Here is a 21,970-nt window from a genome sequence, read left to right on the forward strand (position 1 = left end):
TAATGTTTGATAAGCAGATGACGTTTTCGGGTAAACATGCAGATTATTTACGACACTTAGCCCCTTCTAAAAAGATGGGGGAAAGCAAAATGCAACGGACGACGATTTTTTCCTCGAATATCGAAGTGTTGAAAGTTGCACCAGTCGTGGGATTCTTATTTAATCGTTTAGGGCAAGTAGAACATGATAAGGAGATTACAGATAATACCATTTTTCTTGAGCAGGTTCTTAAAATTCAGAAGAATCTTATACAGAATTATCGTCTAATAATGTTGTTGCATGATCAAGATAAAGTATCGGTAGATGAACGTATTAACAGAGCCTTTAGGTATGATCGGCAACCAGAAAAAAGAGTCTACGGGGATAAAGTGTTTAATCAGTATTTATTAGGCGGCATAGAGGTCTTGTACGAAGAACTTGTCGAAGGGAAAGATAGTTTAGATGAGGATGTCAGAGGTGTAGCAGAATTCCTTTTGACATGTAAGGAGATGTTTGGAAGTAAATTTTCAATGGAGCGTATAGATGCGTTGTGTAACGAAACTAAAATTTAATAAAATTAATGGTTAGGTGGGAGGACGGTTGACATGTCAAAAAATGACTTGTCAATTGTCGTGAAGATTATTGTGATAGGAAGACCAAAAACGGCAGAGCTATCGAACTAGATAGCTCTGCCGTTTTGTCTATAGGAAATGATTATTTATCAACACCCCAGGCATGGATGCCGGTTTCGTCGCCGAGGATGGCCGGGTCGAAGACTGGTTCTTCGATGCCGCGGCGTTTCTGGTCGACGTAGTCGCTCAGCGTGATGCTGACGCGTTTGGCCAGGCGGGCGACGGCGTAGAGATTCGTCAGGCACAGGAAGCCCATGAAGAGGTCAGCCAGGTTCCAGACCAGCGAAAGTTCAGCTACGCTGCCGAAGAAGATCATGGCGACAACGAAGAGGCGGAACAGCGTCATGAAGCGCTTGCTCTTGCCCTCGAAGAAGGCGATGTTGATTTCGCCGTAGTAGTAGTTGCCGCAGATGGAGCTGAAGGCAAACATCATGATCATGAAGGAAACAGCGATCGGGGCAAGGGAGCCGAAGATGCTGGCCAGGGATGCCTGCGCGAGGGCGACGCCCGTGACTTCGCCGCCAATGGTGTACTGACCGGTCAGAAGGACGATGAAAGCCGTAGCCGAGCAGACGAGCCAGGTATCGACGTAGACGCCGAAGGCCTGCACAAGACCCTGCTTGACCGGATGCGTGACATCAGCGGTAGCGGCAGCGTTCGGGACGGAACCTTCACCGGCCTCGTTGGAGAACAGGCCGCGTTTGACACCCGTAAGGATAGCCGAGCCGAGACCGCCGCCGACAGCAGCCTGCGGGGAGAAGGCATCGTGGAGGATCAGGGCGAACATATCCGGTACCATGCCGATGTTGAGGATGATGATGACGATGGCCGTCAGGATGTAGAGGCCAGCCATGATCGGTACAAGGAACTCGGTGAATTTGGCGATACGCGTGACGCCGCCGAAGATGACGAGCGCCGTGAGCACGCAGAGGATGGTTGCCGTGATGACCGGCTCGACGCCAAAGGCGCTCTTGACCGACAGGGCGATCGTGTTGGCCTGTACCGAGTTGTAGATGAGGCCAAAGGTCACAGCAATCAGAACGGCAAAGAGCTTAGCAACGCCAGGCTGCTTGAGTGCGTTCTGGATGTAGTAAGCCGGACCGCCATGGTAGGCATTATTGCCCCGGGGCAGTTTGTAAATCTGGGCGAGGGTGCTCTCTACAAAGCCTGTAGCGCAGCCGATGAAAGCGATGACCCACATCCAGAAGACGGCACCCGGGCCGCCGGTAACGATTGCAATAGCCACACCAGCAATGTTGCCGACACCGACACGGGAGGCCGTGCTGACACAGAAAGCTTGGAAGGAGCTTATGGCCTTGCCTTCCGTTTTCTTGCCGATACCTTCGGTCAGCAGGCGAATCATCTCCGGCAGCATGCGCAGCTGGACGAATTTCGTCGAGAGCGTGAACCAGAGGCCGCAGCCGACGAGTACCGCAATGAGTACATACGACCAGAGGACGTTGTTGACTTCATTGACAACAGTGTTTAATAGATCCATGAATAATACCTCTTTTCCAATAAAATAAGCCTTTTGTTCCTACCACAAGAAAAGCACACGTCACCCATGTACCGGATAGTCGCAAAAGGCGCCATTGCCTTAAATATAATAATTTTTACATATCTATTATATCGGCAAGGATTAGTAACTGTCAAGTTTGTGTTAGTTTGTATACAAAAAACAGCCCCGCAAAATCGCGGGACTGTTGACTTATAGGATAACAGGAGGTGCCAAGTATTTTCAGGCTTTCTTGTAAGCCGTGATTTTCTGGTAGTGATTCTGGAAGAACTCTTCTGCGACCTGTGGGAACAGTGCGTAGGAGAGGACGTCCTCCTCAGACGGATTTAAATAGCCCTTCTCTTTGAGTTCGGCTTCGAACTCAGCGAAGGTTTTTGCCTTAGCGTCTTCGACGGAGCAATCTTCGATGATGTCCTCTGGAGCGATACCAAGCGTCTTCGTGAGGAAGTCGCGGTCAACGGCAACCGGCGTGCGGCCGAATTTGCCCCGGGCCAGATCCTTGAATTCTTTCGGAACCATCTTATAGCGCTGACCGCTCATGACGTTGAAGGTAGCCATGGTGCCGACAATCTGGGAGGACGGCGTGACAAGCGGCGGATATCCCAAGTCTTTGCGAACTCGTGGCATCTCATCGAGAAGTTCTTGATATTTGTCTTCCATGCCGGCTTCTTTGAGCTGGTTGGCAAGATTCGAGAGCATGCCGCCCGGAATCTGGAAGTCGAGGACGTTCGGATTGATATCGAAATACCCCTTGAGGTTGAATTCCTCAATGATGCGTTTCTTGACGGAGAGGAAGTGTTTGGAAATCGGTGTGAGTTTCTGAACGTCAATCCCCGTGTCGTATTCCGTTCCCTCAAGGGCGCGAACCATGGTTTCCGTGCATGGCTGGGACGTATCCGAGGAGAAGGGGGCAAGGGCCGTATCGATGATGTCGACACCAGCCTCGATTGCCTTGAGGTACGTGGCATGACCGAAACCGGACGTGCAGTGGGTATGGAGCTCAACCGGGATGTCGAGGGCAGCCTTGAGCTTCTTGACGAGGTCTTCTGCTACATAGGGCTTTAGCAGGCCGGACATATCCTTGATGCAGACGGAATGGCAACCCATATCTTGAAGCTCTTTGGCGAGTTCGACGAACTTTTCGTTGGTATGAACCGGGCTGATGGTGTAGACGAGGCAGCCCTGTACCTCTGGTTTTTCCGGACAATTGAGTGCTGCATTGATGGCAACTTTGAGGTTGCGGACATCGTTCAAGGCATCGAAAATGCGGAATACGCCGACACCGTGCTCGGAAGCTTTCTGGACAAATTTTTCCACAACGTCATTGGAGTAGTGATTGTAGCCCAAAAGGTTCTGGCCGCGAAGAAGCATCTGAATCGGTGTGTTGAGGTTGGCTTTCAACGTATCAAGGCGTTCCCAGGGATCCTCCCCAAGGAAACGCAGGCACGTATCAAACGTTGCACCGCCCCAGGCTTCCAGTGCTTTATAACCGACAGCATCTAATGCTTCCAGTTGCGGGAGCATATCTTCGATGCGCATGCGCGTTGCACACAAAGACTGATGACCATCACGAAGGACTGTCTCCATAATCTGAACTGGGTTCTTTGCCATAATGAAACACTCTCCTCAAAATTATTAACTCATAAGCCTAGCTTATGGATGATTTTAGCAAAAACAGTGAAAACTTAGCCGGAAAAACAACTTCGAAGCCGCATAAAAACTAGAATTTTCATGAATCAGCCATAATTATCATCTCAAGAATAGTATAGGTACTAAAATGTTCTTTGTCAATGGAAAACGTGATTATTTTCCCATTCTATAACTAATTTGAATCGTTATTTGCAATTGTTATGATATAGTTATTATTGATTGTAGGGCGGAGGATAAAGGAAGATTATCGTATTACTGGAAATAGTTTTGAAAAAATGAGCGTTGTCCTGTATAATCAATAGGGTTAGATTTTTAAATATATATAGATAGGAAGACTGCATAATGTTTCGTATGATAAAGGTTAAGGCTATTATTGCTGGCATATTGATTTTACTGTTGCTGGGTGGAGTCGTTTTGTTTGGATTGGTCAAGATTTCGCGGGAGCGGTTGCTGGCTGAGAACTTGGAGAAAGGTAAGGCGATGCTGGCAGAGGACGATTACCAATCGGCCCGGGTATATCTGTCCTTGTTTGAAGACGAAGGCCAGAAAAGCCTTGGCTATAATCTTTATGGCTATGTGTCCGCAGAGATTGCTTACCGGGTCTATCTGGGCAATGGTGATATCAATAAGCTTCAGGTGGCTAGCGATTACCTGTCAGCGATTAACATGAATGACCTTGGCGGATATGGCAGTAATGCCAAAGAGTTGAAGAAGACAGTAGAGGACTGTTTAACCTCTTACGAGGAGCAAGTCCAGGCACAGGAACAGGCTGCGGCTGATGCAGCAGCTGCTGCTGAAGCGAAGGCAAAGGGAAAACAGGAAGCAGCGAAAAATGGCAAGGCAGAAAAGGCCGTTGTGCCGGAAAAACAAGAGAAAACAGTTCCTGCAACTAAAGCCGCCCAGCCGCCTAAGACACCTGCTGGACAGGAAACTAAGGCTGCACCGAAAAAATAACGGAGAAATTGCATAATCATACAGTTTTTCTTGCAAAAAATAAATAATGCTGTATAATAATTACTGCACATGAATAAAACGCAACGACATTTCATAAAACAGGTAACATCGTGAAATGTCGTTGCTTATTTTATGAAAGAAGGTACAAGGATGGAAGGTGCGATGGAAAAAGAACAAGCACAAAAAAGGAAATATTCTTGGAAGGAAACGGTAAAATTTTTGCTTTGCTCGGGCTTTGGCTGTTTTATGTTTCTGTTCCCAGTGAGCGGTGGTCAAAGCGATTTCAACACGACCTTGTCGGTGCTGACGGAAATGTTGGACAAGGCCATCCAGGCGAATCTGCCATGGCTGCTGACGGCAATCGTAGTTTTTTCTTCAGTCGGGGCGTTAGTGGGGCAGTTCTGGAAGCCAGCTTTTGTGCGGAAATATGAATGGCTATCCGAGCTCTTATTTGTCTCTAAGCCCTATATGGTAACGCGGTTGGTGGCCCTGTTCGTTACCCTGTGCGTGGTGTTAGGCGTCGGCCCCGAAGCAGTTCGCAGTGCGGATGTAGGCGAAAGCATGGTGGGACTTTCTCAGACGTTGGTGGCATTGGCCGTGACGTTGAGTTTTGTGTTGCCTTTTTTGACGGATTGCGGCATTATGGAATTTACGGGGATTTTGCTGAAACCCTTGATTCGTCCGTTGTTTCATGTTCCAGGCCGGGCGTCCGTGGACCTTATCGCTTCTTGGCTGGCATCCTCCAACACGGCGGTGCTGATCACGGGAAATCAGTACAATAGCGGGTTCTATAGCAAACGAGAGGCCGCATCGATTATGACGAATTTCTCCTTGGTGTCGATTCCCTTCTGCATGGTGGTAGCGGAGACCCTTCACGTCACGTCCCATTTTCTGCTGCTTTACGGTTCGGTTACGATTATCGGTCTGATATTGGCGGCAATTGGTGTTCGCATTCGTCCGTTGAAATCCATTCCGGATACGTTTCATGGGGAAAAGAAAATCAACGAAGAAGTGCCTAAAGATGCTTCGCTCGTTCGTTGGGCGTGGACTGAGGCGTTGGGACGAGCTGCAAAATTCCGTCTTGCCGAAGCCTTAAAGGCCGGTGGTAAAATGACAATCGGTATCGTGCTGGATCTCATTCCTATCGTTATCGCCTGGGGAACCATTGGCACGCTGCTGGTCAATGAGACGAGCATCATGCAGTGGATTTCCTATCCTATGGGGGCTTATATGAGCCTTATGGGAATTGAAGGGGCATTTCAGATTGCACCAGCAACCTTGGTGGGTTTTATCGATATGTTTATCCCCGCCTTGATTACCAGCCCGGATTTGCCCGAAACTACGCGGTTCCTCGTGGCCGGTCTTTCTCTGGTACAGATTATCTATTTGACTGAAGTAGGCAGTATCATCGTAAAATCAGGCGTCGGACTTGACTTCAAAAAGTTGTTCCTCATTTTCTTGGAACGCACGATTATTGCTATTCCTTTGTTTGTCATGGTGACGAAGCTGTTGTGATTTTTTCGCCTATTCCTGGCGCGCCAACAGGATTTTCAAGAAAAGCTGTAGAATATAGTGGAGCAATGATGTTGGAAAAGGCGGGGGATGGATATGAACATACTATTGCGAATTATCCTGTTGACAGGTGTTTGGCTTGTCCTGCAGGTTGGATGTCTGCAAGCCGCTGGTTGCGATTCGGATTCGGAGTGTGAGATAGAAGACTTCGCTTATGGAGTGCTATCTTTGGTGAATCAGGAACGGGAAAAACAGGGCTTGACTCCTTTGGTGATGGCTTCTGATTTGACGGCTGCCGCAGTCCTGCGGGCTGAGGAACTAACGGAAGTTTTTTCCCATACGCGCCCAAATGGGGAGCCTTGTTTTTCCGTGATTGCGGAGCAAAAGAGGACCATAGGCGAAAATATCGCCGCCGGACAGCCAACGCCGGAAGACGTTATGGACTGTTGGCTCAGCAGCCCCGGCCATCGTGCAAATATACTGAATCCCGATTTTCGGGAGCTGGGAGTCGGCTATCTCTATCGGGAGGGCGAAGAGTACCGGCATTACTGGGTACAGCTGTTTCGTGGATAGAATACAAGACAAAGGCCTTTCGATTTTTATCGAAAGGCCTTTGTTTATGTGTTTTTATAGGGGATTTACGGAGAAAATGTCTGTTTCATCAGGAGAAGCATTCTTTTTGTACGAGATTTTGATATTCTTCAAGCAGGGCTTTTGCTACTGGGCCAGGGGCGCCACTGCCGATTTTTTGGCCGTCGATTTCGATGACGGGGGTGACTTCGAGGCTGGTACTGGTGGCGAAGGCTTCGTCAGCGGTCAGGGCAAATTCTGGGGTAAAGGCTTTTTCGACGACGGTGTAGCCGAGTTTGGGGATGATTTCTTCCATTAAAATAGAGCGGGTGACGCCTTTTAAGATGTAGTTATCTGTTGGATGGGTCCAAATCAAGCCGTCTTTTACGATGAAGAAGTTGCTGCTGGAGCCTTCGGTGATGAGGTTTTTGTCCTTGCGGAACTGGATGGTTCCGTCGACGCCTTTGTCGTGGGCGGCTTGTTTGGCAAGGACGTTGCCGAGGAGGTTGAGGCTCTTGATATCGCAGCGAAGCCAGCGGATGTCTTCACAAGTAATGCAGCGCATGCCGGTTTCCTGCTGAGCAGTATTGGGGGTCGATTCGTGGATGGTCATGGAGAGATTGGGGATGACCTGGTCCGGGAAAGCATGGGTGCGTTTGGCGGTGCCACGGGTAAACTGGAAATAGATAGCACCGTTTTTGATGCCGCTTTTCTGGATGAGGTCGTAGTGGATGGCGGTGAGTTCTTCGTCCATGTAGGTGATGGGGATGCGCAGTTCGCGCATGGAACGGCGGCAGCGGGCCAGATGACGGTCTAAGGCAAAGCATTTGCCGTTGTAGACCCGGGTGACCTCGTAGATGCCATCGCCAAACTGGTAGCCGCGGTCTTCGAGGTTTACCGATGCCGAGTCAAGGGAGATAAATTGGCCGTTAAAAAATCCATAGTCCATAGAAAATCCTCCAATCAATAATTGCTTTTTTTATTATAGCGCGACTGCTCCTGTTTTGCCAAAGACAATTGTTAAAGTTAGGACATATGACATGTTTTTTTCGAAAGAATTTTCGCATGGCTATTGGTTTTTGCGGCTTACCTTGATATAATGAAGAAGATGATTTGTGTTGACACATTGTTCTATGGTTTACACAATAACAAGTAGAAGTTGGAATAAGAAGGAGAAATGTGTAAATGAAACTTGTAGTGACAGTCGTTGGTAAAGACCGTGTCGGTATCATCGCGATGGTTAGTCAAATCCTCGCCGAGAACAATGTCAATATTCTGTCTATCAATCAGAACATCATGGATGGCTTCTTCAACATGATTTTGATTGCTGAAATCAGCGAGAGTAAAATCAAGCTGGTGGACCTGCAGAAGACGCTCAAGGAGCGCGGACAGGAAATCAACGTAGATATTAAGGCACAGCATGAGGATATTTTTAACGTCATGCATAATATTTGACATGTCAAAAGTCAGATGTCAAAAGTCAATTGTCAATTGACAAGTCAGATTTGACCGTTTAGGAGGATTTTGAACCTGTGATAACAATAGATGACATTTTAGAAACCAATGCCATGATAACGGAGAATAAGCTCGACGTACGTACGATTACGATGGGGATTTCACTCCGCGATTGTGCGCATCCGAATATCAACCAGTTTTGCCAGAACGTCTATGACAAGATTACGAAGTCAGCAGAGTTTTTGGTAAAGACTGGCGAAGATATCGAGGCCGAATACGGAATCCCTATTATTCACAAACGCATTTCGGTAACGCCGATTGCCATTGCAGCAGATGCCTGCAAGACGGATTCTTATGTTCCGGTGGCAGAGGCGATGGATCGGGCGGCAAAAGCTGTTGGCGTAAATTTCATCGGCGGTTTTTCGGCACTGGTGGAGAAGGGCTTTACGCATGGTGACCGCGTGCTTATCAATTCGATTCCCCAGGCGTTGGCGTCTACGGATCTCGTTTGCTCTTCGGTGAACCTCGGCTCGACGAAGACGGGTATCAATATGGATTGCGTCCGTGAAATGGGTGAGGTTATCAAGCGTACGGCTGAACTCACGCGTGATACGCAGGCTTTGGGTTGTGCGAAGCTCGTAGTATTCTGCAATGCACCTGGCGATAATCCGTTTATGGCTGGTGCTTTCCATGGTGTCAGTGAGGCGGATAAGGTAGTAAGCGTTGGCGTCAGCGGTCCGGGCGTTGTAAAACACGCGCTGGAAGGTCTTAAAGGTGCAGATTTCACGGAAGTTGCCGAGACGATAAAGAAGACGGCGTTCAAGATCACGCGTGTTGGTCAGCTGGTGGCTCGTGAAGCGTCGAAACGCCTTGGCGTTCCGTTTGGCATCATCGATTTGTCTTTGGCACCGACGCCAGCCGTCGGTGACAGTGTGGCGCGTATTATCGAAGAGATGGGCATCGAAAGCTGCGGCGCTCCGGGCACGACGGCAGCATTGGCTCTTCTTAATGATGCGGTCAAGAAGGGCGGTCTTATGGCATCGAGCCATGTCGGTGGCCTTTCTGGTGCGTTCATCCCGGTCAGTGAGGATGAGGGCATGATTGCAGCCATTAAATCTGGCAGTCTCTCGATTGAGAAGCTTGAGGCTATGACTTGCGTATGCTCGGTAGGCCTCGACATGATCGCGATTGAAGGCGACACTTCGGCGGCTACGATTTCCGGCATCATTGCCGATGAGGCTGCAATCGGCATGATCAACAACAAGACGACGGCCGTTCGCGTCATCCCGGTTCCAGGCGCGAAAGTTGGAGATATGGTTGAGTACGGCGGTCTTTTGGGCTACTGCCCGATTGTACCGGTTCGGAACCAGTACAGTTCGGATGCGTTCATTGCCCGCGGCGGCAGAATCCCGGCGCCAATCCGAAGCTTGACGAACTAAAATTATATAGCCTTCCCTGCGGGGAAGGCTTCTTTATTCGGCGGACAAGAAGGTGTGAATATGCGGGTAACGAAAAAAATCAAGGAAGAACAGCTCGCCATTTTGGAAGAAACCTATCGTGGGGCCAAGCCGGAATTGGTGTTTTCCAATGCTTTTGAACTTTTGATCGCGGTGATTTTGTCGGCACAATGCACGGATAAACGAGTCAACGTGACGACCGCCCGCTTGTTTCAGAAGGCGGCGACGCCGGAGGCAATCCTGGAGATGGGATTGGCGCAGCTCGAAGAAGAGATTCGCGACTGCGGCCTTTTCCGCAATAAGGCGAAGAATATTTTGGCGGCTTGCCGGATTCTCTGCGAGAAATATGGCGGGCAGGTGCCGGATTCCTTTGCGGATTTGGAATCTTTGCCGGGCGTTGGGCGCAAGACGGCGAATGTTGTCATGAGTGTAGCGTTTCATCATCCGGCGATTGCGGTGGACACGCATGTGTTCCGCATCAGCAATCGGTTGAAACTGGCTGTTGGGACAACGCCTTTAGAGGTAGAAAAAGAACTACAACGGGTAATTCCGCGCGAGAAGTGGTCGGATGCCCATCATTGGCTTATTTGGCATGGCCGTAAAATTTGCAAGGCGCGAAAGCCACTTTGCGGAACATGTCCGTTGGCTGATGTCTGCCCCAGTGTGATGGCAGAATGAATTTTCGGAAATGAGATGATTGAGTGAAATACCGTAAAGCAACATTTGATGATGTCGAGGCAATCTATGCGCTGGTGTCGGATTACGCGACCGATGGCGTGATGTTGGCTCGTTCGCGAAATACGCTCTATGAGACACTGCGTGATATGGTGATCGCGGAAAATGATGAGGGGGAGATTGTGGGCGTTGGTGGCCTGCACTTGATTTGGGACCGTCTGGCCGAAATCCGTACCATGGCGGTATCGCCCAAGATGACCCGTCAGGGAATCGGTGCCGAGATTGTGACGCGTCTCATTGACGAAGGAAAAGCCTTAGGCGTGGAGAAGTTCTTTACCCTGACGTATAAGCCGGGGTTTTTTCAGACCTTAGGGTTCCGTACCATCACCAAGGAAGAACTTCCGCACAAGGTTTGGAAGGAATGTATCGATTGTCCGAAATTCCCCAATTGTGATGAAATCGCGATGATTCGGGAGTGATGAAATAAATGTGTTTCACTGATGGAATAGCTTTACAAATCGTTTGCAAAAAACTATTGACATTGTGGCGCTATCTTGATATATTATTAAGCAACAAGTGAAATGCATGGACGGAGAGAAGTAAATCGCAGGACTTCCTAAGAGAGCGGCGGGGTGGTGTGACGTCGTGAAGGACGCGATGGAAATACACTCCCGAGCAGCAGGCTGAACCTTTTAGTAGGCCGCGCCGGATGCCACCGTTATCATAGGCTAGGATATGTCAGTATCCGAATAGAGAGGCTTGCATCGGCAAGCAGGGTGGTACCACGGGTATATCAGCTCGTCCCTGTAGAGGGGCGGGCTTTTTCTATTTTCATTTTTCGCGAGATCATTTGCCAGCGTGCATCACAAAACTATTTGGAGGGAAGGAATATGATTATTGTAATGAGCCCAAACGCAACGAAAGAAAACCTTGATAAAGTTATTCATAAAGTAGAGGCAGCAGGCCTTAAGGTTCATGTTTCAACTGGTGAGGAAGTTACGATTGTCGGCGTTATCGGCGACAAGAAGAAAATCGCTGGTCTCGAGATGAACATGATGGAGGGTGTGGAGAAAACCGTCCGTATTACCGAAAAATATAAATTGGTCAGCCGTACCTGGCATCCGGAAGATTCCGTTGTTGATGTCGATGGCGTAAAAATCGGTGGCGAGGAAATCGTCGTTATGGCTGGCCCTTGCTCGGTGGAGAGCTTGGAGCAGCTGCGCGAGGCCGCTAAAGCGGTAAAGGCTGGTGGCGCACAGTTCCTTCGTGGCGGTGCATTCAAGCCGCGCACGAGCCCGTATGATTTCCAGGGGCTCGCGGAAGATGGCCTTAAAATGCTGCGTCAGGTAGCAGATGAGGTAGGACTTAAAGTAGTAACGGAGATTGTCGATAAGGATGATATTGAACTGGTTGGCAAATACGCCGATGTTTATCAGGTCGGTGCCCGCAATATGCAGAATTTCCAGCTGTTAAAGGCACTGGGACATGCTAAGAAGCCGGTTATGCTCAAACGCGGTTTGTCGGCAACGATTAGTGAGTGGCTCAATGCTGCCGAGTACATCATGGCCGGAGGCAATGAGAACGTCATCTTCTGTGAGCGTGGTATCCGTACGTATGAGACGTTTACCCGCAATACCCTCGACCTCAGTGCGGTAGCCGCCATCAAGGAGCTTTCTCATTTGCCGATTATCGTAGATCCGAGCCATGGCACGGGGCGTTGGCAGATGGTCAAACCGATGGCGCGGGCAGCGGTAGCCGCAGGTTGTGACGGTCTTATCATCGAAGTTCATCCGCATCCGGAAGTTGCCCTTTCCGATGGCGATCAGAGTCTTACGCCGAAAAACTTCAACCGCCTGATGGAAGACTTGGGTAAGATTGCGGAAGTCATGGGCCGGAAATTATGAGTGAAGAGCGGGTGAATCTTGCCATCATCGGCGTGGGCCTTATCGGCGGTTCTTTGGGCCTTTGCTTAAAGGAGAAGATGGGAGAAAACATCTACATAACCGGTCTTTGCCGTACGAAGGCTTCAATGGATAACGCGGTGAAGCTTGGCGCCGTTGACTATGCCGATGCGGATATTGAGACAGTAGTCAAGGATGCGGATATTGTCTTTTTGAGTCCGCCTGTTTTGCAGATTGTGCCGATGGTAGAGAAAATCCTGCCCTATCTGAAAAAGGGAGCAATCCTGACGGATGCTGGCAGTACGAAACAATATATCTGGCAGCATTTACAGAAAATCCTGCCGGAGGATGTGTATTACATCGCCGGACATCCGATGACCGGACGAGAAAAAAGTGGGGTCACGGCGGCGCAGAAAGATCTCTTTGTCGGCAAGGCTTATGTGATTGTGGAGGATACGGGAGCACCAAAAGAAGCGCACGAAAAGCTCATGCGTGTGCTTCGGCATACCGGGGCAAACTTCACGACGATGGATATTGCCAAGCATGACCGCTGTGCATCGGTTATCAGTCATGTGCCTCACGTGACGGCAGCAGCACTGGTAACGCTTTTGAATCGTACCGGAGGAGATTTGGATTCCTGTATCAAACTGATTGGCGGCGGGTTCAAGGATACGACGCGTATCGCCTCGTCGAATGCGGATATGTGGGCAGACATCTGCATGACCAATGGAGAGGCTATCGTGACCAATCTCAAACAACTGCAGAATATTCTCGGTGAGGTCATTACGGCCTGTGAAAATCACGACCGTCAGGCGGTGCATGATTATTTTGTCGCATCGAAACAGCGGCGTGACAGCTTGCTCCAAAATGCTGCCCAAAAATTCGATACGAATTAACCGATAAAGTCTTTCCCGTAAGGGGAAGGCTTTTCTTTTTCCAGGAAACCGTGTACAATAAAAAAGAATGCAAAAACGGAGGCAATGATATGAAAGTTAAACTGAAAGAACTGGCGGCGGCCATGCGGGAATCCGATGTGCGGCAAAGCTATGTCGATATTGCACAGGGCAAGGTCATCCTGCTCGACGAGGATATGGGAGAGGAAGAAGCGCTCGATCATGTCTTTGACATTGAGGATGACTGGGAACATTATATTCCGGTGCCAAATGTTATCGATGACGACCTGCCAGCTATCATGCAAGGCTTTGCCGAAACCTGCAAGCGGGAGGAGACCAAGGAACGCCTGCTGGAGGCATTGAAAGGGCCAGGGGCAGTGGCCCGATTTTATCATCAGGTAAAACATCTGTTATTAAAAAAGGCTTGGGAAGACTACCTTGACGAACGGCTGGTAGAGATTGCCCGTGACTGGTGCGAGGAAAATCAGCTGGAGTATGAAGATAAGGAGCGGTGACGATGCAAAAGAAGTCTCTTTCGAAGGTTGTGGCGGTAATGCTGGCAGCTTCCTGCGTGGCGATTCCCCTGCAGGCCATGGCGGCTGCGGTAGATTACACGAAACTTTATTCCGGTGTGGATTACCAGAATAAGACGACTTGTGTTATTGGCCCGGAAAGCCAGAATATGGATTCGGTGGGAGCGACCATCGGGTATGCCTATCTCAAATCGAAGCTAGGAATGGCGACAGAACCGCGGGTGGCAGCACCACTGAATCGCGATATGAGCTATATGCTGGAGTATTTCCACCTTCCGCAGCCGGCTGTTATGAACGATGCGACAGGCCAGCAGGTCATTCTCGTGGATCACAGCAGCTATGGGGCAGCCATAAATGGCATGAAAAAAGCCCGCATCGTGGAGGTCATTGACCGCCATAACTTGGGGGGCTTGCAATCCGATGGCTTGGTTTATTCGCGAAATATCCCGACGGCGGCGACTTCTTCTATCGTGTATCTTTCCTTCAAGGAAACTGGTGTCGATATGCCAAAGGCAATCGCGGGTGTTTTGTTTGCCGGGGTAATGTCAGCAACCGATAATTTACAGGGAAGCAATGTGACGGCGCTGGATCGTCAGGCCTATGAAGAGCTCAAGGGAAAGGCTGGGGTCGAGGACATTAACGGGTTCCATAAGGCATTGGAAAAAGCGGCGTTTACCCATGAGGGCATGAGTGACAAGGAAATCTTTGAGACGGATTGCAAGGACTACGCCGTAAAAGATTGGGCGATGACCATCAGTCAGTTGGAATGCCTCAATGACGAAGAGTTTGCCCAGATGAAGGAGCGCATGCTGGCATATATGAATAAGATTCCTGGCCGCAAAACTGGAATACTCTATTTCCTCGTGCTCAAAAACCGTAGCACGGGCGCAGCGGAACTCTTGTATACGGGGGATATGGCTGAGTCCGTAGCGAAAAAAGCCTTTGCTGGGGCGGATGCGAATCATGCGGTCCTCAAGAATAATGCAGACCGCAAGCGTGATGTCGAGCCGGCAATCCGCACGGAACTGGAACGTTATATGCAGTATTGATACCTGGAGAATAAGAAACAGCGCAGGCTGCAGGGCTTGCGCTGTTTTTGTGTGAATTTTTGCCAGAACCTGTTCAAAATGATATAATTACGATTGTATGATTTTTTTAGACGCGGCAGGTGTATTGGCATGTGCCCAAACAGGAGGTGTCTTTTTTGACACAGTTTGATAAACGAAACATTTCCATGATGATGGATTTTTATGAAATGACCATGGCGAATGGCTATTTCCAGGATCATGATAAAGACGTACAGGTGGCATTTGACGTATTTTATCGCGCCAATCCCGACAAGGGCGGCTTTGCGATTTTTGCTGGCTTGGAGCAAATCATCGAGTACGTGGAAAACATGGAATTTTCGAAAGAAGATGTGGAATACTTCCGTCAGCAGCATATCTTCTCGGAAGCGTTCCTGCAGTATTTGGAAAACTTCCATTTCTCCGGCGATATTTATGCTCTGCCGGAAGGCACGATCATGTATCCGAATGAACCATGCATCACGGTAGTGGCTCCGCTTATCGATGCGCAGCTGGTCGAAACGGCAATTCTCGCGCAAATCAATCATCAGTCTTTGATTGCGACGAAAGCCCGCCGCATTGTAAAAGCGGCCGATGGCCGGGCAGTATCGGACTTTGGCGCGCGTCGGGCACATAACATGGATGCGGCAACCTATGGAGCCCGTGCGGCTTATATCGGTGGTGTGGTCGGCACGGCGACGGTATCGGCAGGTCAGATGTTCAACATTCCGATTTCGGGCACGATGGCGCACAGCTGGGTTATGTTCTATAAGGATGAGTATACGGCTTTCAAGAAATATGCGGAGACTTATCCGGATGCAACGGTGCTGCTCGTAGATACCTATGATGTTATCCATTCGGGCATCCCGAATGCCATCCGCGTGGCGCATGAGGTCTTGGAGCCTATGGGCAAGCGCCTCGTCGGCATTCGCATCGATTCGGGCGATTTGGCGTACCTGTCCAAACGCGTGCGCAAGATGCTCGATAATGCCGGTTTGGAAGACTGCAAGATTGTCGTCTCGAACAGCCTCGATGAATTTACGGTTACGTCGCTTTTGAATCAGGGGGCCTGCATCGACAGCTTCGGTATCGGCGAACGCCTGATTACGGCTAAATCCGAGCCGGTATTCGGTGCGGTGTACAAGCTGGCTGCCGTGGGCGAGAATGGGGAATTTGCACCGCGCATCAAGGTTTCGGAAAATATCGAGAAAATCACGAATCCGGGCCTTAAAGATCTCTATCGCGTCTATGATGCCGATGGTCATGCGGTGGCTGATATGCTGGCGGTGTGCGGGGAACCTATCGATCTTTCGGAGCCGTTCCGTTATGTCGACCCAGTCAAGCCGTGGAAGAACCGTACCTTTGAAGGCTGCACCATCAAAAATCTGCGCAAGCTCTATGTGCGTCAGGGCAAGCGCACGGAAGAGCTGCCGACGCTTGACGAAATCCGCACGTATGTCAAGCAACAGCTCGACAACGAGATTTGGGAAGAGGAGCAGCGCTTCGAAAATCCGCACCGCCATTATCTCGATATGACGCCGGCTTACTACGAGCTCAAGATGGAGCTGTTGTCTAAGACGCGCGAAGAGCACGCCTGAGCCTGGCTGACAGGTAAGCCAAGACGGTGACAAGATTCGGAGGGATTTGTGATGCTTACGGGAACGACCAAAAATCTTGCGGTAATCGGCTGGCCAATAGCGCATTCGCTCTCGCCGGTTTTACAGAATGCAGCTATTGAAAAGGCAGGTCTGGATTACGTTTATACCGCATTGCCGGTAAAACCGGAGGACTTGCCGGCAGCGGTGCAGGGCTTGAAGGCGTTGCAGTTTCGCGGCTGGAATGTCACGATTCCGCACAAGACGGCTATCATGCCCCTATTGGATGCTATTGATGAGGATGCGCGTATCATTGGAGCGGTCAATACGGTCGTCAACGAGGATGGCCATTTGACGGGCTATAATACCGATGTGACGGGCTTTATCCAGGCGCTGCTGGACGCAGGCTTTGCGCCGCGGGGAAAGACAGCGGTGCTCTTGGGCGCAGGCGGCGCGGCCCGCGCGGTCATCTGGGGGCTTATCAAGGCGGGCGTTACAGCCATCCATATCGGTGTGCGGAATCCTGCCAAAATCCAGCCGCTGGTTCGCGAGTTTGGCGCCTATGGCACGCTTACGGCCAGCCATTGGGAACAGGAGGACTTTGCGGCAAAACTTTTATCCGCGGATCTTTTGGTCAATACGACGCCGCTGGGCATGACGCCGCAGACCGATGCCATGCCGCCCGTTGACTGGTCAAATGTCAAGGCGGATGCGTTTGTCTATGATATCATCTACACGCCTGCGGAAACGCGTTTGCTGCGTGAGGCGCGTGAACATGGCCATCGCATCCTGAATGGCGAAGGCATGCTCGCCGGACAGGGCGCGGCTGCTTTTCGCAAATGGACAGGCGTCACGCCGGATACCGGGCTGATGAAAGCCAGGCTGCGGGAAGCATTGTCAACGTGATAACAGAATACATAGTTAATCCATAACAGCAAAGAACAGCATCATCTACTAGGGATGGTGCTGTTTTTTGTACCCGTAAAAGCACTGAAATGCATGGGAAGATGAGGAGGAAATGCTTTTTTTTGGCGAAGAAAGCAGAAAGCATAATATGGTGTCGACCGTGAGAGGGAGGTAATGATTATGAAAGCTACGCGCAATCTTTTTTATGTTTGTTTACAAACCTGTTTTCTCATGATATGTCTGTTGGTGAGTGGAGTAAGTTGTGGGGATGCCAAGTCTGTGTATCGGCAGCCGGTTATTTTTGACACGGATATTGGCAACTCGACCGATGATCTTTATGCGATGGATTTGCTTTATAAAATGGCTCGAGACGGTAAGGTGGATATCAAGGGAATCGTGGTGGATCGTCAGGGTGAGGGATTTGCTGCACTGGCGGATATCATGAACACTTATTATGGATTCCCGGATATCCCTATCGGTGTAGAACGGCATGGTGTGGCAAACAGCAGGCTCTATATCGATTACCGCCTGTTGGATGATTTGAAAATGGCTGATGGCAGCAAGATGTTTGCCCGCACGGACAAAGATTTTCGGGATAATCTGGATGGGTATAAACTTTATCGCAAATTGTTGGCTGAAGCTAACGATCGTTCTGTTAAAATTATTGGCATTGGTTTTGTGTCCAGTTTGGTGCAGTTGTTGGAATCGGGGCCGGATGAATATTCGGATTTACCGGGCAGAGAACTGGTAAGGCGTAAGGTGGATTCTCTTTATTTTATGGCGACAAAGCTGGGGGAAAGCAAAGATCCAGGCTATAACCTGCGGTATGATCTTTCTTTGAGCAGACGCTTTTTGAGTGAATGGCCAAGGGAGGTAAAAGTGTATCTTTCTCCAAGTCCTGTGGGAGGAGCTATCGAGTATCCAGCGGAGACTGTCATGAAGGATTTGGCCGCTTTTGCTGTGCATCCCATCAAGGAAGTTTATCGCAATAAGGATTGCAGTACAGGTCAAAAGATGTGGGACTATCTTTGTGTGGTAAATGCGGTGGAGCCGAAGCGCTTTTCTTATTCCCGGCCAGGGTTTGTTTCCTTGAATGAAGTGGGGGAAATCTGCTATACCGAGGATCGTCAGGGCAATTTTGTCTATCAGTTGCCGGGCGATAAAATATGGAATGAAAATATGCTGGACTTCTTACGATTTTATGGGAAGTAAGAGGCGGAAGAATAAATTGATGGAAGGGGCTGTGAAAGAACATAGCCCCTTTTTGTGCGTGCTTTTTTATGAGTGGATGGTACTGATTCCGATTTGTGGCAAGCAGGATTTTCATGATATTTATAGAAACTAGGAAGATGTAGGTAAGGTTTTTGCCGATAGGGAAGTGGATGCGGAAGATATCGGAAGGATTATCTTGAAAATTGCATGGAGTGAAAAACATGAGTGAGAGCAAAGAAATCAAAGAAAACCAAGAAAAACAGGCACCCCAGGAACTCAAAACGATGGAGAAAATCGAGGAAAGTGTAGATACAAAAGTCTCCCCGAAGACAGTCAGCGGGGACGAAAAGAAACCGACGCCCCAGATAGCCGAAGGCGGTTTGGCCGATCAGGAGGCGCAGGAATACCAAGGGGAAAAGCGAAAAAATGTCGTTATTGTCATGTGTAAATACAGTGTGGTGGTGAAGGGAATCGAGCGGAAACTCAAAGAGCTTGGCTGCAAAGTATCCATTATCACGCAGGAAAATGATACGATTCCTCAGATTGATGAAGAAAGAGAATCGCAGCTATTTATCCTTTACCTACCGACGAAGATTATGGACGACATGCTTAAATTCAATTGGCTGGAGCATATTTATAATGCGATTTATGAAATGAAAGGCGAAATCCTTGTAATCGGGGATAAGTGGGATCGGGAGGATTTGGCTGGCCGGATTTTTGATATGCTCCATGTTGGCTGGCTCGATAGACCGTTGAAGATGGAAGAATTGGAACTGGCGGTGACGGAAGGGATACTGCCGCGCTCTGGGGATAAGCGCAAAAAGCATATACTCGTCGTGGATGACGATCCGTCATATGCGAAAATGGTGCGGGAGTGGTTGAAGGATGTCTATCAGGTAAGCATCGTTACTGCCGGGATACAGGCGATTACGTTATTAGCCAAAAACACTGTGGACTTGATTCTTTTGGATTATGCTATGCCGGTGGTCGATGGACCGCAGGTACTCCAGATGCTGCGGCAGGAAAAGTCTACCCGGGGGATTCCCGTGGTGTTCCTGACGGGAGTCGGCACGAAGGAAGAGGTAGAACGGGTCTTGCAGCTCAAGCCGAATGGCTATGTCCTCAAATCCACCACGCGAGAGAAACTGCTGAACTATTTGCAGACAAAGCTCTGAGCGCGCTGATGGAGGGAGACTGGGGACTTTATGGAAACCATTATGCAAATCAATGGTGTGGTAAATAACTTTGTCTGGGGACCTCCGGGGCTTACCCTGCTGGTCGGGACAGGGATTTATCTGTCCATTCTGCTTAAACTGCCACAGATTCGCTATTTTTTTCCGGCATTAGCGGAAGTGGTACGGTTCCGGAAGAAACGTGAAAAGGATAAGGGCATTCCTGCTTTTGCGGCAATGGCTACCGCGCTGGCTGCGACGGTGGGGACGGGCAACGTCGCCGGCGTAGCAACGGCGCTTCATCTGGGAGGTCCTGGGGCGCTGGTATGGATGCTCATTTCGGCGTTCTTTGGCATGTGCACGAAGTTTGCTGAGGTCACGCTGGCTGTCCATTTCCGTAAAGAGGACGAGCATGGCGACTGGCGTGGCGGGCCGATGTATGTCTTGGAGTACGGGCTCGGGGCATGGGGCGGTATATGGAAACCGATAGGAAAGCTGCTGGCCGTCCTGTTTGCTTTGTTTGTCCTCATGGCTTCCTGGGGGATGGGGGCGGCAGTTCAGGCAAATTCCGTAGCAGAAGTGCTATTCATGGGCTGGGATGTGGATCATCTGTATAGCGGCATCATGATAGCAGTGGCGGTAGGGTTGGTCATCATTGGCGGCCTTACGAGTCTTTCCCGGGTGGTCGTGCTTGTTGTTCCGTTCATGATCGTTTTCTATATGGTAAGTGCCGGTATCATACTGGCAGGTCATATAGCGCAAATACCTGCGGTGGTCGCTAATGCGTTCCAGCTGGCTTTTCATCCGGACCCATCCGTCATGGCGGGAGGCGTGGCAGGCTGGTGCGTGATGGAAGCCATCCAGCGCGGCGTAGCACGCGGTGCCTTTTCTAATGAAGCCGGGATGGGGTCTGCTCCAATGGCTTATGTCACGGCAAATAATACTCATCCGGTTCAGATGGGGTTCTACGGTATTGTGGAAGTGTTTGTGGATACTTTCGTAATCTGCACCATTACGGGTCTGGTCATTCTCGTGACTGGGACGATGACGTATGCACCGGAACTTACCGGCGCGCAGCTGGCGCTGCGGTCTTTTGAACTTGCGCTGGGAACGGCCGGCAAGTATCTGCTTTCCATTGGCATGATACTTTTTGCGGTCACGACGATACTCGGATGGTATTGGTATGCAGAGACGGCCGTGACGTATCTTTTGGGCATACGGTTCGAGTCGGTTATAAAACTATTGCTGCTGGTGATGATAATCTTTGGTGCTTCGGGCCTGCAGTTATTTGACGCTCCTGGCTATGAATTCTTGAATAATATATGGAATATTTCGGATACACTCAACGGCCTTATGGCATTACCAAATCTGATTGGATTATTGCTGCTTTCCCTGACGCTACGGCGCATTGTCGAGGATTATGATGGGCAAACGGTAGAGGATATGCCGGCAGGAAAGCTATGCGTCAAGGAGTGGCGGGGCAGGCTGGTGATGGCTGCCTGCGCAGTCCTGCTGCCATTGGCCATAGTTGCCTGGAGGGGCGGAGGGCAGGAGCCCCTCCATAAGCAGGATGTATCCCTGCAAATGGTAATGGATAGTGGAAAGTTTGTCTTTGGTGTCGATGACTGCTTCCCGCCGATGAGTTATATGAACGCTGACGGTGAACTAGTCGGTTTTGATATTGATCTGGCCCGTGAGATTTGTTCTCGGATGGGCGTTGCATGTGTGATGCAGCCCATCACCTGGAAAGACAAGGATGCGGAGCTGGCTGAACGCAGGATAGACTGTATCGCCAGCATGTCTGTGCCGTTGCAGCCGCTGGAGAACATGTGTCTGTCGGAAGCATATGTCAACGATAATCTGGTCTTTGTCGTCCGTGGCGATAGCCGCATTATGTGGATGCGTGACCTCAAGGGAAAGGTTTTGGGAGTGCAGGCCGGTTCCACTACCTTTGATGCGCTTCAGGCGTCGGATTTATACGAGGATGTTACAGTCGTTCCGTTGGAGGATAATATATCAGTTCTCCGACAGGTGAGGGAGAAAAAACTCGATGTGGGATTAGTGGATTCCCTGGCTGCGTTTTATTTTATCCGTTCGAACAAGGAGCGTTATTTTATTCTTCCGGAAAGCCTTAGTGACGAGGATCTGGCCATAGGTTTCCGCGCGGAGGACAAGGAGCTGCGCAACGAAGTGCAAAAAATCCTCAGTGAAATGAAAGCAGATGGAACTTTGGGGAAAATATCCCAAAAGTGGTTTGAAAGCGATATTATGATTGTTCGTTAGGCTCTGTCAGG

The 21,970-nt window shown here is 49.8% G+C and carries 20 protein-coding genes and 1 other annotated feature; of the genes, 17 read left to right on the plus strand and 3 right to left on the minus strand.

Annotated elements, in window-relative coordinates:
• The first annotated feature begins 2 nt into the window (after positions 1-2).
• Complete coding sequence (locus tag BLQ36_RS04210; protein WP_074514126.1) at positions 3-551, plus strand: hypothetical protein; 549 nt, start codon at positions 3-5, stop codon at positions 549-551.
• 142 nt (positions 552-693) lie between these two features.
• Here the strand turns inward: BLQ36_RS04210 and BLQ36_RS04215 are convergent, their stop codons facing one another.
• Both BLQ36_RS04215 and BLQ36_RS04220 read right to left on the minus strand, forming a co-directional pair.
• Positions 694-2,109 (minus strand): alanine/glycine:cation symporter family protein, encoded by a 1,416-nt coding sequence (locus BLQ36_RS04215; protein WP_074514127.1) that lies wholly within the window; start codon positions 2,107-2,109, stop codon positions 694-696.
• Positions 2,110-2,349: 240 nt separating this feature from the next.
• Entirely contained in the window at positions 2,350-3,738 is a 1,389-nt protein-coding gene (locus BLQ36_RS04220; RefSeq protein ID WP_074514128.1) for a pyruvate carboxylase subunit B, read from the minus strand.
• A 381-nt stretch (positions 3,739-4,119) separates the two neighbouring features.
• On the opposite strand from BLQ36_RS04220, the gene BLQ36_RS04225 reads away from it, so the two are divergent.
• From BLQ36_RS04225 to BLQ36_RS04235, 3 genes are all read left to right on the plus strand, one after another.
• Positions 4,120-4,731, plus strand: a complete 612-nt coding sequence (locus tag BLQ36_RS04225; protein ID WP_074514129.1) for a hypothetical protein — start codon at positions 4,120-4,122, stop codon at positions 4,729-4,731.
• A 162-nt stretch (positions 4,732-4,893) separates the two neighbouring features.
• The gene (locus BLQ36_RS04230; protein ID WP_074514180.1) at positions 4,894-6,246 is read left to right on the plus strand and encodes a nucleoside recognition domain-containing protein; all 1,353 of its coding nucleotides are present in this window, start codon (positions 4,894-4,896) and stop codon (positions 6,244-6,246) included.
• A gap of 93 nt (positions 6,247-6,339) precedes the next feature.
• Positions 6,340-6,816: a CAP domain-containing protein gene (locus tag BLQ36_RS04235; RefSeq protein WP_180364830.1), complete on the plus strand. Its 477-nt coding sequence runs from the start codon at positions 6,340-6,342 to the stop codon at positions 6,814-6,816.
• A gap of 88 nt (positions 6,817-6,904) precedes the next feature.
• Here BLQ36_RS04235 and dat read toward each other — a convergent pair whose 3' ends face one another.
• Complete coding sequence (gene dat / locus BLQ36_RS04240; protein ID WP_074514131.1) at positions 6,905-7,762, minus strand: D-amino-acid transaminase; 858 nt, start codon at positions 7,760-7,762, stop codon at positions 6,905-6,907.
• 236 nt (positions 7,763-7,998) lie between these two features.
• On the opposite strand from dat, the gene BLQ36_RS04245 reads away from it, so the two are divergent.
• The 13 genes from BLQ36_RS04245 (at position 7,999) to BLQ36_RS13380 (ending at position 21,959) form a co-directional block, all read left to right on the plus strand.
• Entirely contained in the window at positions 7,999-8,268 is a 270-nt protein-coding gene (locus BLQ36_RS04245; protein ID WP_033170091.1) for an ACT domain-containing protein, read from the plus strand.
• Positions 8,269-8,345: 77 nt separating this feature from the next.
• The gene (locus BLQ36_RS04250) at positions 8,346-9,707 is read left to right on the plus strand and encodes a PFL family protein (protein WP_033170092.1); all 1,362 of its coding nucleotides are present in this window, start codon (positions 8,346-8,348) and stop codon (positions 9,705-9,707) included.
• 60 nt (positions 9,708-9,767) lie between these two features.
• Positions 9,768-10,403 carry an endonuclease III gene (gene nth, locus BLQ36_RS04255; RefSeq protein ID WP_033170093.1) on the plus strand — a complete coding sequence of 212 codons (636 nt, stop codon included), beginning with the start codon at positions 9,768-9,770 and terminating at the stop codon, positions 10,401-10,403.
• 23 nt (positions 10,404-10,426) lie between these two features.
• Positions 10,427-10,879, plus strand: coding sequence for an N-acetyltransferase (locus BLQ36_RS04260; protein ID WP_033170094.1), 453 nt, complete (start codon positions 10,427-10,429; stop codon positions 10,877-10,879).
• Positions 10,880-10,977: 98 nt separating this feature from the next.
• Positions 10,978-11,209: a binding site (T-box leader), on the plus strand.
• A gap of 81 nt (positions 11,210-11,290) precedes the next feature.
• Positions 11,291-12,304: a 3-deoxy-7-phosphoheptulonate synthase gene (aroF, locus tag BLQ36_RS04265; RefSeq protein ID WP_074514132.1), complete on the plus strand. Its 1,014-nt coding sequence runs from the start codon at positions 11,291-11,293 to the stop codon at positions 12,302-12,304.
• A complete protein-coding gene (locus tag BLQ36_RS04270; protein WP_074514133.1) occupies positions 12,301-13,197 on the plus strand; it encodes a prephenate dehydrogenase in 897 nt (298 codons plus the stop codon). The genes aroF and BLQ36_RS04270 overlap by 4 nt, the downstream gene beginning before the upstream one ends.
• 89 nt (positions 13,198-13,286) lie before the next feature.
• Positions 13,287-13,709 (plus strand): UPF0158 family protein, encoded by a 423-nt coding sequence (locus BLQ36_RS04275; RefSeq protein WP_074514134.1) that lies wholly within the window; start codon positions 13,287-13,289, stop codon positions 13,707-13,709.
• A 2-nt stretch (positions 13,710-13,711) separates the two neighbouring features.
• Entirely contained in the window at positions 13,712-14,776 is a 1,065-nt protein-coding gene (locus tag BLQ36_RS04280) for a DHH family phosphoesterase (protein WP_033170097.1), read from the plus strand.
• Between the two features lie 155 nt (positions 14,777-14,931).
• Positions 14,932-16,389, plus strand: a complete 1,458-nt coding sequence (locus BLQ36_RS04285; RefSeq protein ID WP_033170098.1) for a nicotinate phosphoribosyltransferase — start codon at positions 14,932-14,934, stop codon at positions 16,387-16,389.
• 51 nt (positions 16,390-16,440) lie between these two features.
• Positions 16,441-17,292, plus strand: a complete 852-nt coding sequence (locus BLQ36_RS04290) for a shikimate dehydrogenase (protein ID WP_074514135.1) — start codon at positions 16,441-16,443, stop codon at positions 17,290-17,292.
• Positions 17,293-17,472: 180 nt separating this feature from the next.
• Positions 17,473-18,504 (plus strand): hypothetical protein, encoded by a 1,032-nt coding sequence (locus BLQ36_RS04295; RefSeq protein ID WP_074514136.1) that lies wholly within the window; start codon positions 17,473-17,475, stop codon positions 18,502-18,504.
• Between the two features lie 221 nt (positions 18,505-18,725).
• Entirely contained in the window at positions 18,726-19,679 is a 954-nt protein-coding gene (locus tag BLQ36_RS04300) for a response regulator (protein WP_074514137.1), read from the plus strand.
• Positions 19,680-19,709: 30 nt separating this feature from the next.
• Positions 19,710-21,959, plus strand: a complete 2,250-nt coding sequence (locus BLQ36_RS13380; protein ID WP_074514138.1) for an amino acid carrier protein — start codon at positions 19,710-19,712, stop codon at positions 21,957-21,959.
• Positions 21,960-21,970 lie beyond the last annotated feature (11 nt).

The organism is Selenomonas sp. WCT3 (genome assembly GCA_900100835.1).
Lineage (GTDB): Bacteria > Bacillota > Negativicutes > Selenomonadales > Selenomonadaceae > Selenomonas_A > Selenomonas_A ruminantium_E.

What these genes read in the sequence shown, in the direction of transcription:
- BLQ36_RS04280 (WP_033170097.1), top strand. Translation starts at nt 13,712, where the DNA reads ATGCAAAAGAAGTCTCTTTCGAAGGTTGTGGCGGTAATGCTGGCAGCT.
- BLQ36_RS04275 (WP_074514134.1), top strand. Translation starts at nt 13,287, where the DNA reads ATGAAAGTTAAACTGAAAGAACTGGCGGCGGCCATGCGGGAATCCGAT.
- BLQ36_RS04300 (WP_074514137.1), top strand. Translation starts at nt 18,726, where the DNA reads ATGAGTGAGAGCAAAGAAATCAAAGAAAACCAAGAAAAACAGGCACCC.
- BLQ36_RS04210 (WP_074514126.1), top strand. Translation starts at nt 3, where the DNA reads ATGTTTGATAAGCAGATGACGTTTTCGGGTAAACATGCAGATTATTTA.
- BLQ36_RS04295 (WP_074514136.1), top strand. Translation starts at nt 17,473, where the DNA reads ATGAAAGCTACGCGCAATCTTTTTTATGTTTGTTTACAAACCTGTTTT.
- BLQ36_RS04225 (WP_074514129.1), top strand. Translation starts at nt 4,120, where the DNA reads ATGTTTCGTATGATAAAGGTTAAGGCTATTATTGCTGGCATATTGATT.
- BLQ36_RS04270 (WP_074514133.1), top strand. Translation starts at nt 12,301, where the DNA reads ATGAGTGAAGAGCGGGTGAATCTTGCCATCATCGGCGTGGGCCTTATC.
- BLQ36_RS04220 (WP_074514128.1), bottom strand. Translation starts at nt 3,738, where the DNA reads ATGGCAAAGAACCCAGTTCAGATTATGGAGACAGTCCTTCGTGATGGT.
- BLQ36_RS04235 (WP_180364830.1), top strand. Translation starts at nt 6,340, where the DNA reads ATGAACATACTATTGCGAATTATCCTGTTGACAGGTGTTTGGCTTGTC.
- BLQ36_RS13380 (WP_074514138.1), top strand. Translation starts at nt 19,710, where the DNA reads ATGGAAACCATTATGCAAATCAATGGTGTGGTAAATAACTTTGTCTGG.
- BLQ36_RS04245 (WP_033170091.1), top strand. Translation starts at nt 7,999, where the DNA reads ATGAAACTTGTAGTGACAGTCGTTGGTAAAGACCGTGTCGGTATCATC.
- BLQ36_RS04230 (WP_074514180.1), top strand. Translation starts at nt 4,894, where the DNA reads ATGGAAAAAGAACAAGCACAAAAAAGGAAATATTCTTGGAAGGAAACG.
- nth (WP_033170093.1), top strand. Translation starts at nt 9,768, where the DNA reads ATGCGGGTAACGAAAAAAATCAAGGAAGAACAGCTCGCCATTTTGGAA.
- aroF (WP_074514132.1), top strand. Translation starts at nt 11,291, where the DNA reads ATGATTATTGTAATGAGCCCAAACGCAACGAAAGAAAACCTTGATAAA.
- BLQ36_RS04290 (WP_074514135.1), top strand. Translation starts at nt 16,441, where the DNA reads ATGCTTACGGGAACGACCAAAAATCTTGCGGTAATCGGCTGGCCAATA.
- dat (WP_074514131.1), bottom strand. Translation starts at nt 7,762, where the DNA reads ATGGACTATGGATTTTTTAACGGCCAATTTATCTCCCTTGACTCGGCA.
- BLQ36_RS04215 (WP_074514127.1), bottom strand. Translation starts at nt 2,109, where the DNA reads ATGGATCTATTAAACACTGTTGTCAATGAAGTCAACAACGTCCTCTGG.